The following is a 12176-nucleotide window of genomic DNA, read 5'->3' on the forward strand; positions in this document are numbered from 1 at the left end:
GGGGTCGAGGGGCGGGCCTTTCCGACAGAGACACAGAAGCACGCGACACAGCGGGGCCGCCTCGGGGCACTGATCAACTGCTCCCGAGGCGGCCCGGACTCCACCCCGTCAACGCGGGGACCACGCCTCACCAAGGAGCCGAGCATCCTCGTCTCTTGGCTCACCACCGCTGCGCGGCGATAACTGGAGTACTCGCGGGTCGCGCACCGCACTGCCTGGAACGCACGCACCATGCTACAGCCTGCTGAACAGTGATGAGGAGGCTCGCACCTCTTGCAACCGCAGTCACCCAGCCGTACGCTTCGAGCACCAGCACTATTCGGAAGGACCGGTCATGGACGACACGGCTCCCATCACGGCGCTCTCCGAGCTCAGCGCCCCCGCGCGCGCCTTCTGGGCCAAGCCCGGCGAGGACGACGCCTGGCTGCCTCTCGCCCAGCACATGCTCGATTCCGCCGGCGTGGCCGGTCGCCTCTGGGCCGACTGGGTCCCGGAGTCGGTAAAGCGGTCCCTCGCCGAGCAGACCGGGCTCGAGGACGACGACCTCCGCACCCTCGTCACCTGGCTGGCCTGCACGCACGATGCCGGCAAGGTCACCACGACCTTCCAGACCCAGCTCGACCAGGTGCCCGACCGCGGCCGATACTCCGAGCGCCTCCGGGAGGCCGGTCTGTCCACGGAGCCCAACTCGGTCGAGCACCAGATGCTCCGCTTCCCGCACGGCATGGCCTCTGGGGTGATCCTCACCCGCTGGCTCATCGAGCAGGGCATGAATCCGCGTGCGGCAGTGCGCCTGGCCTCCGTCGCCGACGCCCACCACGGGATCACCTCGGACCCACCGATCCGCCATGGACGCGCTGTCGACGCGATCGCGGCATACCCGGTCGCCTGGACTGCCGCGCGACAGGAGCTGCTGGAGTGGGCGGCGGACCTCACGGGCATCCGCCCGATTCTCGGCCGGATGCGCATCAAGCTCACCGGCCCCGCGCTCAATCTCCTGACCGGTCTGGTGATCATGGCCGACTGGATCGCATCGAACGCCGACGCCTTCCCCCTCGAACCGGTCACCGATCAGGAGGCGCGGCTCGAGAGAGGCCTGACAGTTGACCTCACGGACCCCTGGGAAGCGTCGCCCGCCCCCGCAGGAGCCCTCGCCGATCACATGCGCCAGCGGTTCGGCTGGCCAGAGGACCGCGCCCCGCGTCCGGTCCAGATCGTCGTCGACGAGGTCGCACGCTCCAGCCCCGGAGCGACGCTGATGATCATCGAGGCGCCGACCGGAGAGGGGAAGACGGAGTCCGCCCTGCTGGCTGCGGAGCATCTGGCCGCGGCGTCGGGGACGGGCGGTGTGATCGTCGCGGCGCCCACGATGTCGACCGCTGACGGCCTCCTGACCCGCACCCTCGACTGGGCCGAAAGGGCGTCTGCACCGGGGCAGGTGGTCTCGATGTTCCTCGGGCACTCGAAGAGCCATCTCAATCAGACGTTCCGGGAGCTGCGATTCCGCGATGTCGACCGGGACGCCGCATCGGTCGGGAACGGCCTCGCGATCGCCTCGCAGTGGATGAGCGGTCGGAAGAAGGGGATCCTCTCGAACTTCTGCGTCGCGACCGTCGATCAGGTGCTGTTCATGGCCCTCCAAGCCCGTCACTCGATGCTCCGCCACCTCGGCCTGGCCGGGAAGGCGGTGGTGATCGATGAGGTCCATGCCTATGACGCCTATATGACGGAGTACCTCGCGACGGCCCTGCGCTGGCTCGCGCGCTACCGGGTGCCGGTGGTGCTGTTGTCGGCCACCCTGCCGATCGCGCAGCGGCGCCAGCTGATCGACGCGTACGAGAGCGAGTTCGCGCAGCCGTCCGCGCGGGAGCTGTCGACCGCGTATCCCCTCGTGACGAGCGTCGGCGCCGGCGGCTTCCGGGAGACAGAAGTGACAGCGAGGCGCACCGACATCCGGGCCGGCCTGCGGTTGATCGGCGAGGGCGAGGCCGCACTGGGCGACGAGCTCGCAGCCCGCCTGACCGACGGCGGCTGCGCGCTCGTCATCTGCAACACGATCGCCCGGGCCCAGAACGCCTATCGGACCCTCGCGAAGACCTTGCCCGGGGAGGTGGAGCTCCACCACGCCGGCTTCATGGCATCGGACCGCATCGCGAAGGAGGAGCGGCTGCGTGCAGAGCTCGGTCCCGACGCATCACACGGAGCCGGTCGGCCCTCGCGTCGGATAGTCGTCGCCACCCAGGTGGCGGAGCAGAGCCTCGACATCGACGTCGACCTCCTGGTCACCGACATCGCGCCGATCGACCTCGTGATCCAGCGCATCGGACGCCTGCACCGCCATCAGCGGCCGGACTCGGACCGGCCCCTCGCGGTGCGTGAACCGGTGGTCCTGATCCGCGGCATCGAGTCGCTCGACCCCGTACCGGTGCTCGAGGGCGGGACAGCCGCGGTGTACGACCCGAAGCTCCTGCTGGCGGGGCTCGCCGTGCTCCTCGACGGCCCTCTCGAGCACGGTTTCGCCCGCCCCGACGACATCGCTCCTCTCGTGCAGGCCGCCTATGGCGACAGCCCTCCGATCCCGGACGCGTGGGCCGACGCCTGGAGCGACGCCGTGGCCGAGAGCGAGCGTCGGCGCGAGCTCGCACGGGGCCGGGCAGCGACCTGGCGCTTCCCCGATCCGGGGAGCGCCTCCGACCTCGACTGCCAGTTCCGCGTCCGGACGAAGGAGCTCGGAGAACAGGTGGGGCTGGCTCAGGTCCGTGACAGCGATCCGTCCATCGAGGTGATCCCGGTGCGCGTCTCCGAGGGTGGCTACAGTCCGCTCCCGTGGACGTCCGCCCACGCCGCGTCCGTGCTCGACCCGGGGATCATCCCGCCGGAGGCCACAGCTCGGGATCTGGCCGCCGCGACCGTTCGCCTGCCCTCCCGATTCAGTCGGTACCCCTGGCGGTTCGACGCTGCCGTCGAGCAGCTGGAGGCCTCCACCCCCGTCGGGTGGGCGCAGTCCACGTGGCTTCGCGGAGAGCTGGCGCTGCCTCTCGACGGCGACTGCACCGTCGAGCTCGCCGGGCGCAGGCTCCGGTACGACCGAGACCTCGGCCTCGCGGACATCACGGACGAGAGCTGACGAGCTTCGTCTGTCGGACCCCTCCTCTACCCTCCGATCATCACTCCCTCACTGAAGAGGACACGCCATGCCAGAGACGTTCTCCCTGCTCGACGAGCAGTGGATCGCCTGCTCGATGCCCGACGGCTCCGTCTGCGAGCTGAGCATTCGCCGACTGTTCGACGGGTCCGCCGCCCCCGTCGAGATCCGCGGCGATTCCCCCACCCAGGACTATGCGGTGCTCCGCCTCCTGCTGGCGATCTTCTGGCGTGCTCACCGCCACGAAGCCGATGTCGCACCGGGGCAGACCTTCGAGATGGAGGACTGGTTCGATACCGCCTGGCAGGACGCACAGGACGGCGGTGTCGACGAGGCGGTTCTCACTTACCTCGACGAGCACCGTGCACGGTTCGATCTGCTCGATCCTGTGGCGCCCTTCATGCAAGTGGCGGGCCTGCGCACTGCGAAGGACCAGTGGAGCCCGATCTCCCGGATCATCCCCGAGGCGGAGAGCGAGTTCTTCACGACCCGTGCCGGTGCAGGGCGCGAGAGCATCGGCCTGGCCGAGGCCGCCCGCTGGGTGGTCCACACGCAGTCGTACGACTACTCCGGTATCAAGTCGGGTGCCGAGGGCGACCCCCGCGTCAAGGGTGGCAAGGGCTACCCGATCGGGACCGGTTGGACGGGCTCGACGGGCGGCACCGTGGTGCTGGGCTCCACTCTGCGCGAGACTCTCGTGCTCAACACGGTGAGCGCATGCCTCCGGGCTGGGGACGCCGACGTCCCGGTCTGGGAGCGGGAACCTGACGGCCCTGCCGAACGACCGGTGCCTGTCCCGCAGGGGCCTGCGGACCTCGCGACCTGGCAATCGCGCCGCATCCGCCTGATGGTCGAGGCCGACCGTGCCGTCGGTGTGCTCGTGTGCAACGGGGACCGCATACCCGACGCTGGCAAGGACGTGCGTGCGGATCCGATGACGCCGTATCGCTTCAGCGCGAACCAGACGAAGAAGAACCAGCCGCCGGTCTATTACGCGCGTCCGCACGACACCGACCGCACCATGTGGCGCTCCCTCGAGCCCTTGATCGTGCTCGATGGAGAGCAGTCCCGCGCGGCGTTCGCTCCGTTGCGCCCGGGCACCCTGACCTCGCTCGCCGAGCTGGAATCGCCTTTCGTCTCCACGGAGCAGCGCATCGTGGATCTGCGACTGATCTCGGCATCGTATGGACCACAGGCCTCGTCGCATGCCACGACGGTGGATGCCCGCATCGAGCTCCCTCGCGCAGTCCTCGCACCAGGCAACGGAGGACTCCGCCGCGCCGTGCTCGATACCGCGGCGGCCACGCAGGATGCCGCTGTCGCCCTCGGCCGCTACGCAGGAAACCTCCTCGTGGCCGGCGGTGGCGAGTACTCCTTCCTGGCGGCACCGACCGACGGGATGCTGACGCAGCTCGAGGGCGCTTTCCGCCGGTGGCTGCGCGACCTCACCACGGACGCGGTCGAGGCCAGCATCCGGGAGTGGCAGGACGAGGTGCTGCGCCGGATCGACGAGGAAGCTCAGGTGATGCTCCGTGGCGCCGGTCCCAAGGCCCTCATCGGCCGCGAAGTGCTGGTCAACGGGACATCGCAGATCCGCTCCGCCGGCAGCGCATACCGCCATCTTCACGCAGACCTCCGTGCCGCTCTGCCTTCTGCCACCGCCCACGCCGAGCCCACACAGACGTCGACCCCCGACCACCAGGAGACGAACCGATGACCAGCACCGACGCCCCTCCAGCAGACGCAAGCGACAACGCGACGCCCCGGCCCAGATCACTCGCCGAGTCCGTGGGCGCCACCGCCTCCCGCCTGCAGCAGCAGTACCTCTCGACCGTCGAAGACCGGGCCAAGACCCGCGCCCGCGGGGTGCTCGCCGAGCTGCGCCGTGGTGCCGGGGCGTCACCTCTCTCGCAGCCGCTCATCGCCCAGAGGGTGCTCATGGAGCTCGACCCGCCCCTCGATGAGGGGCTGATCGGGCACGGGGATGACTTCTCCCCCTCGGAACGGGCTGCTTTCGATGCGCTCACGCTGTTCGCACTGCACATGCAGTCGGCGACGCGACCCGTGCATGTGCGTCAGAGGAGCTTCGGCGCAGCGGCCGGGATCCTCTACCGGCACGACGCGTCCTCGAAGTCCATCAAGCCTCGCGTCGACGCTCTGCTCTCGGCACGAGACCACGCCTCGCGGCTCACGCATGCTCGGTCGCTGATCACACTCATGCGCTCCCGCGACATCGGGTTCGATTACGGGCGCTTCGCCCAGGACCTGCGCGCCCTGTCCGGCCCGAAGCGCGCCGGGGTCCTCCTCCGCTGGGGGCGCGACTTCGCCACCCCGCCCCGCACCTCGACCGATTCCCCCTCCTCCACCCTCGCGGCCTCCTGACCTGCCCCTCTGAAAGGAACATCCTCATGTCTCTCGTCCTCGACGTCCACGCGCTCCAGACCATCCCGCCCAGCAACATCAACCGCGACGACACGGGCGCCCCGAAGTCCGCGATCTTCGGCGGTGTTCCCCGCCAGCGCGTCTCGTCCCAGTCATGGAAGCGGGCGATCCGCCGCGCCTTCGAGGACGAGCTCGGCGCCGACCAGGTGGGTTACCGCTCCAAGTACGTGGCTGATCTGATCTCCGATCGCATCCTCGAGCTCACGAAGGACAGCGAGAGCGCCTGGGAGGCGGAGAAGGCCGCAGCGGCCGTGAAGTCACTGTTCAGCGCCGCGAAGATCTCCCTGACCGAGCCCAAGGCCCCTGCGAAGGCCGATGCTGATGCCGACGGCGCGACACCCCAGCGCATGAGCGCAGGGCAGACCGGCTACCTGCTGTTCCTCAGCCCTCGGCAGATCGAGAACGCCGCCCGCGAGCTCATCGAGCTCGACGGGGCGAAGCCGACGAAGAAGGACGCCGACCGGATCCTGGACTCGAGCCACTCGATCGACATCGCTCTGTTCGGACGTATGGTCGCGGACGCCACCGACTACAACGTCGATGCCGCCTGCCAGGTCGCGCATGCGATCGGCATCCACGCCTCGGAGCCGGAGTTCGACTACTACACCGCGGTCGACGACGTGGTCGAGGACCGCGAGGAGACGGGTGCCGGGATGATCGGCACGATGCAGATGATGTCCTCGACCCTGTACCGCTTCGCGACGGTCGACATGGTCTCTCTGCAGGAGAACCTCGGCGAGCAGGGCGCAGCGGTCGACGCCGCCCTGGCGTTCGTGCGGGCCTTCATCACCTCGCTCCCGACCGGCAAGCAGAACTCCTACGCGCACAACACTCTCCCCGAGCTCGTCTATGTGACAGTCCGCGACACGCGGTCCATCTCGCTCGTCAACGCCTTCGAGCAGGCCGTGCAGCAGGACGACGCATCGAGCCGTCGCGCGGAGGGTGCCGCACGCCTGGCGGGCGAGGCCCGATCCGTCCAGGAGGACTACGGATTCGTCCCCACGGCGTCGTTCGTCATCGGGCTCGGTGGCCTCAAGGAGTCCTTCGACGGACTCGCCACGCCGACCACGCTTCCCGCCCTGGACGCCCAGCTGCGCGAGGCACTCTCCGTCGGGCAGGAGGCGTCGTGACCGCCTCTCTGCTGCTGCTCTTCCGAGGGCCGATGCAGTCATGGGGTGATGAGAGCCGCTTCTCGGTCCGCGCCACGGGACCGCACCCCACGAAGTCGGGTGTCATCGGGCTCGTCGCCGCAGCTCTCGGGCGGCGACGCACTGATCCCATAGAAGACCTCGCGCGACTGCGCTTCGCCGTCCGCATCGACCAGTCGGGGAGCCTGCTGCGCGACTACCAGACGGCACAGCCCTGGCAGACGAGGCCCGAGGCCAACGCCCGACTCATCACGCGGCATTTCCTGAGCGATGCCGTCTTCGTCGCCGCCGTCGAGAGCGAGGATCGAGACTTGCTGGAGCAGATCGCCGCCGCGGTGCGATCCCCTCGATTCCCCCTGTTCCTGGGACGACGGTCCTGCCCGGCGAACCCCGACCTGCTGATCGGGGTCCGAGACACCGACGCCGTCTCGGCCCTCCGGGCCGAGCCCTGGCACGTGTCCGAGACCTACCGACGGTTGCAGCCGCCGGAGATCGAGCTCCCGATCCTCCGCGACGGCACGCACGAGGAAGAGGGCATTCTCCGTCGCGATGTTCCCCTGTCGTTCTCCCAGGACAACCGCGAATACGGTTGGCGAACCGTAGTCCGGGAGGAGCACGGAGCGGTCGTCGCCAACGGCACCACCGAGACGAGCGCGGCTGACCCGTTCTTCGGGGCGGTGATCTCGGCGTGACCACCTTCAGCAGGTTCCTCCTCAACCCGCAGAAGCGGGAGGGGCGCAAGCTCCTGACGAATCCGCAGGCGCTGCATGCCGCCGTCCGGGCCGCATTCCCCCCTGACCTGGATGAGGCGAAGGGACGGATCCTCTGGCGCCTGGACAGCGACGGCCACACGCAGACGCTGTACATCGTGGCTCCGGAAGCACCGGACCTCGGGCACCTCGTCGAACAGGCCGGATGGGCGTCCCGCCCAGGGGACAGCGCCGCGTACGACCGCATGCTGGCTTCGGTGCGCACCGGTGCCCGGTTCGCCTTCCGGCTCACAGGGAACCCGGTGCATCGCGACGCGGCCGAGGGGCGTCCGCGCGGCACCTTGCACCCCCATGTGACGGTCGCGCAGCAGCTCGAGTGGCTTCGTCGCAAGGGCGAGCGGCACGGGTTCTCCATCGGCGGTTCGGCCCCTGACGCGGGAGATGCGGACTCTGCGGAGCTCACGGCCACGGTGACCCGCAGGGCGGACCTCTCTTTCCTCCGCGGACGCGGGGAGGCGGCACGCCGGGTCACGGTTCGCACCGCACAGTTCGACGGGACCCTGCAGGTCACGGACGCCGACGAGCTCCGTCAGGCCCTCACCGGTGGGATCGGGCGGGCGAAGGCCTACGGGTGCGGTCTGCTGACCCTCGCCCCCGTGACGGGCCGAGGTCGCTGACATGGCGGGACCCCGTGGCGCTGTCCCACCTGAGCGGCTCGAGCTGACTCAGGTGGGGCAGCGCCTCTCCTTCCTCTATGCCGAGCACTGCGTGGTCCACCGCGACGCGAACGCACTGACCTTGACCGACCAGCGCGGAGTGGTCCACGTGCCCGTCGCCGCACTCGCCGCGCTCCTTCTCGGCCCCGGCACACGGATCACCCACGGGGCGATGTCCGTGATCGGCGACTGCGGAGTCTCCGTCGCCTGGGTGGGCGAGATGGGCGTGCGCTACTACGCCCACGGCCGGCCGCTGGCGAAGTCGTCCCGCATGGCCGAGGCACAAGCGCGCATCGTGACCAACCAGCGCAGTCGGCTGCGCTGCGCCCGCTCCATGTACGGCATGCGCTTCCCCGGCGAGGACGTCGAAGGGCTCACGATGACCCAGCTGCGCGGCCGCGAAGGCGCACGGATGAAGCGCATCTACTCCGCCGAGTCGGCGCGGACCGGCGTCCCGTGGGGTCGGCGGGCGTACGCACCCGACGACTTCGAGTCAGGGGACGACATCAACCGGTCCCTGACGTCGGCGAATGCGGCCCTCTACGCCGTCGCGCATGCCGTGATCGTCTCGCTCGGCTGCATCCCGGCACTCGGGGTCGTGCACACGGGAACGGACCGGAGCTTCGTCTACGACGTCGCCGACCTCTATAAGGCGGAGATCTCCATCCCGGCAGCATTCGATGCCGTGGCCGACGGCGAGCCGGAACCCGAGCGTCGCGTCCGGCGGCACGTGCGGGATCGCATCGCCGAGACTCGGCTGCTCCCTCGGATCGTCCGCGACCTTCACCAGCTTCTCGAGGTCTCCAATCAGGAGGACCTGGGCATCGGGGATCTGCTCCTGTGGAGCGAGCTCGAGACGGTGTCTTCGGGCATGAACTGGTCCGAGGAGCTCGCGCTCCCATGATGACCCTTGTGCTGACCGCTTGCCCACCGGGGCTGCGCGGCGACGTCACGAAGTGGCTCCTGGAGATCTCCCCCGGGGTGTATGTCGGCGACCCGCCTGCCCGTGTGCGCGACATGCTGTGGCTGCGTGTCGTGGACACCTGCAAGGACGGCCGAGCGATCCTCGTGTTCTCCGCACGGAACGAGCAGGGGTTCGAGTATCGAGTGCACCGCCATGACTGGGAGCCCGTCGACGTTGACGGACTGACGCTCATGCTCCGACCAGCCCAGGAGAAGACCCCGCAGCGCCGTACGGGCTGGAGCAAGGCCACTGCTCAGCGTCGGGCGCGGAAACCCCATTGGGGGTCGCGGACCTAATTGGGATTGCGGAAGGCCAGGTTGGATCAGCTGAGTCGTGACGGGCCCTCCATGTCCGTCAGTACTGTGGACGAGTGCGACGCCTAAGTCGTGTGTCATTCGTGCACAGGCCAACTGTTTATCCTGGTCAGCAAGAGTGCTCCCCGCGCAGGCGGGGATGAGCCGTCGGCTGGCACGACGGCAGTGGACGACACATGGTGCTCCCCGCGCAGGCGGGGATGAGCCGGCTTCGCGTCCCAGCTTTGCGTGCCCGCGCTTCGGTGCTCCCCGCGCAGGCGGGGATGAGCCGCCCGCCGACCACAAGCCCGCGAAGCACCCCAAGTGCTCCCCGCGCAGGCGGGGATGAGCCCGGCCCCCACCGCATCACCCGGAGCGGGGCCCAGTGCTCCCCGCGCAGGCGGGGATGAGCCGAACCGAGGGAACCCCGACGAGGCCAAGATCGAGTGCTCCCCGCGCAGGCGGGGATGAGCCGCCGGACAGGCCATCCAGGTCCTGCCAGGTGAAGTGCTCCCCGCGCAGGCGGGGATGAGCCCGCCACCAGGAGAGCGAGGACTGCGGTCACCGCGTGCTCCCCGCGCAGGCGGGGATGAGCCCGTGCCGGGGGCGAAGGCCGTGGTGCGTCTGGTGTGCTCCCCGCGCAGGCGGGGATGAGCCCAGCGGCTTGACCGTGTCGCGGAACCAGTTCGCGTGCTCCCCGCGCAGGCGGGGATGAGCCCTCGCGCGCGCCTGTCGGGATGCGCCGAAACCCGTGCTCCCCGCGCAGGCGGGGATGAGCCCGAGGTACCGGCGAGTGAGGACCTCCTGGATCCGTGCTCCCCGCGCAGGCGGGGATGAGCCCAGGAGACACGATGAAGCACATCGACCTCAAGCCGTGCTCCCCGCGCAGGCGGGGATGAGCCCTCCGAGATCTCCGCGTACGAGTTCACGGTCACGTGCTCCCCGCGCAGGCGGGGATGAGCCCTCCGAGATCTCCGCGTACGAGTTCACGGTCACGTGCTCCCCGCGCAGGCGGGGATGAGCCCTCCGAGATCTCCGCGTACGAGTTCACGGTCACGTGCTCCCCGCGCAGGCGGGGATGAGCCCTCCGAGATCTCCGCGTACGAGTTCACGGTCACGTGCTCCCCGCGCAGGCGGGGATGAGCCGAACTACACGCAGGCTCAGCGTGAAGCCTACCTGTGCTCCCCGCGCAGGCGGGGATGAGCCCCACGGACTCGCGCTCGCGGCAGACATCTACTCGTGCTCCCCGCGCAGGCGGGGATGAGCCCGGGGCGTGAAGCGGACATCGGGGCCGCCGTCCGTGCTCCCCGCGCAGGCGGGGATGAGCCGGCCCCGCCGGATGGACGGGGCCGTGTGTATCTGTGCTCCCCGCGCAGGCGGGGATGAGCCCCTCGGGACCCTTGAGGATCGCGGCGAATCCGGGTGCTCCCCGCGCAGGCGGGGATGAGCCCTGGCAGCAGACGATCAACCTGCGCCAGGACCGGTGCTCCCCGCGCAGGCGGGGATGAGCCCCACGTTGCAACGGGGTTGATGGCCTTGTCTTTGTGCTCCCCGCGCAGGCGGGGATGAGCCCGGCACCGTCATCCCGGGCATTCAGGTCGAGCCGTGCTCCCCGCGCAGGCGGGGATGAGCCGTTCCCCGTCGCATCCGCAGACTGCTTCTGCAGGTGCTCCCCGCGCAGGCGGGGATGAGCCTGGCACGAGCCCCGGCGATCTGCAGATCATCCAGTGCTCCCCGCGCAGGCGGGGATGAGCCCCCCACCCCGCAGATTACGGGGGACCGACCCGCGTGCTCCCCGCGCAGGCGGGGATGAGCCCGGTGCGCTGGGGGGGACCTCCCATGTGATGCCGTGCTCCCCGCGCAGGCGGGGATGAGCCGGAGCAGTTCATCGACCTCTACACGTCGCCGGAGTGCTCCCCGCGCAGGCGGGGATGAGCCGGCGACGAGCCGACTCGGACAGCGCGTCACCTTGTGCTCCCCGCGCAGGCGGGGATGAGCCGGGTGCGACCGTGGACATTCCGCGGTTCGGGGAGTGCTCCCCGCGCAGGCGGGGATGAGCCCGGCTGTGCCCTTCACGTCGGCCACGAGCTTCTGTGCTCCCCGCGCAGGCGGGGATGAGCCCATCTCGATCATGTGGTCCTCCCTGCGCTCCGTGTGCTCCCCGCGCAGGCGGGGATGAGCCGGTGCAGGCCCTCAAGGGTGACGCCGGAGCGATGTGCTCCCCGCGCAGGCGGGGATGAGCCCCAGCTCGTCGACTTCGGCATCGACGTCGGCGGGTGCTCCCCGCGCAGGCGGGGATGAGCCGACGTCCAGCGATCCCGACGCGGGGTCACCGACGTGCTCCCCGCGCAGGCGGGGATGAACCCGCACGGCCGCGCTTGCGCGGCGTCTCGGGAGGGTGCTCCCCGCGCAGGCGGGGATGAACCCGCACGGCCGCGCTTGCGCGGCGTCTCGGGAGGGTGCTCCCCGCGCAGGCGGGGATGAGCCCGCCGATCCTGGCCCGCCTGGGACGAGCACGAGAGTGCTCCCCGCGCAGGCGGGGATGAGCCCTGTGGGATTCCTGGTGCTGGTCGCCGGGGCGGGTGCTCCCCGCGCAGGCGGGGATGAGCCGCGGTGCTAGATGTACTGACCGGGGACGTTGATCGGAGGTGGATCTTGCCAGCCCTGTAGTATGCGTGCATACTGTTTGCATGTATCTGGCACTTCGCGGTTCGTGGTGAATGACCCTGCTGTGGCGGGTGTTCACGCTACGGTTCT

8 protein-coding genes and 1 CRISPR repeat array are annotated in these 12176 nt (G+C 69.9%); all 8 genes read left to right on the plus strand.

Annotation, left to right across the window (positions count from 1 at the left end):
* Positions 1 to 334: 334 nt before the first annotated feature.
* The 8 genes from FM110_RS04720 (at position 335) to cas2e (ending at position 9421) form a co-directional block, all read left to right on the plus strand.
* Positions 335 to 3127: a CRISPR-associated helicase/endonuclease Cas3 gene (locus tag FM110_RS04720; RefSeq protein ID WP_087103147.1), complete on the plus strand. Its 2793-nt coding sequence runs from the start codon at positions 335 to 337 to the stop codon at positions 3125 to 3127.
* A gap of 67 nt (positions 3128 to 3194) precedes the next feature.
* Positions 3195 to 4862: a type I-E CRISPR-associated protein Cse1/CasA gene (gene casA / locus FM110_RS04725; protein WP_087103149.1), complete on the plus strand. Its 1668-nt coding sequence runs from the start codon at positions 3195 to 3197 to the stop codon at positions 4860 to 4862.
* The gene (gene casB, locus FM110_RS04730; RefSeq protein ID WP_087103151.1) at positions 4859 to 5527 is read left to right on the plus strand and encodes a type I-E CRISPR-associated protein Cse2/CasB; all 669 of its coding nucleotides are present in this window, start codon (positions 4859 to 4861) and stop codon (positions 5525 to 5527) included. The genes casA and casB overlap by 4 nt, the downstream gene beginning before the upstream one ends.
* 26 nt (positions 5528 to 5553) lie before the next feature.
* Positions 5554 to 6717 carry a type I-E CRISPR-associated protein Cas7/Cse4/CasC gene (gene cas7e / locus FM110_RS04735; RefSeq protein ID WP_087103153.1) on the plus strand — a complete coding sequence of 388 codons (1164 nt, stop codon included), beginning with the start codon at positions 5554 to 5556 and terminating at the stop codon, positions 6715 to 6717.
* On the plus strand, positions 6714 to 7427 hold the full coding sequence (gene cas5e / locus FM110_RS04740; protein WP_087103155.1) for a type I-E CRISPR-associated protein Cas5/CasD: 714 nt from the start codon (positions 6714 to 6716) through the stop codon (positions 7425 to 7427). The genes cas7e and cas5e overlap by 4 nt, the downstream gene beginning before the upstream one ends.
* Positions 7424 to 8122, plus strand: coding sequence for a type I-E CRISPR-associated protein Cas6/Cse3/CasE (cas6e, locus tag FM110_RS04745; RefSeq protein WP_087103156.1), 699 nt, complete (start codon positions 7424 to 7426; stop codon positions 8120 to 8122). The genes cas5e and cas6e overlap by 4 nt, the downstream gene beginning before the upstream one ends.
* 1 nt (position 8123) lies before the next feature.
* Positions 8124 to 9065, plus strand: coding sequence for a type I-E CRISPR-associated endonuclease Cas1e (gene cas1e / locus FM110_RS04750; RefSeq protein WP_087103159.1), 942 nt, complete (start codon positions 8124 to 8126; stop codon positions 9063 to 9065).
* Entirely contained in the window at positions 9062 to 9421 is a 360-nt protein-coding gene (gene cas2e / locus FM110_RS04755) for a type I-E CRISPR-associated endoribonuclease Cas2e (protein WP_087103161.1), read from the plus strand. Before cas1e ends, cas2e begins: the two co-directional genes overlap by 4 nt.
* Positions 9422 to 9557: 136 nt before the next feature.
* Positions 9558 to 12029: direct repeats of the CRISPR family, unit length 28 nt; unit sequence GTGCTCCCCGCGCAGGCGGGGATGAGCC.
* The last annotated feature ends 147 nt before the right edge of the window (positions 12030 to 12176 follow it).

Source organism: Brachybacterium nesterenkovii, from assembly GCF_900163655.1.
Taxonomy (GTDB): domain Bacteria; phylum Actinomycetota; class Actinomycetes; order Actinomycetales; family Dermabacteraceae; genus Brachybacterium; species Brachybacterium nesterenkovii.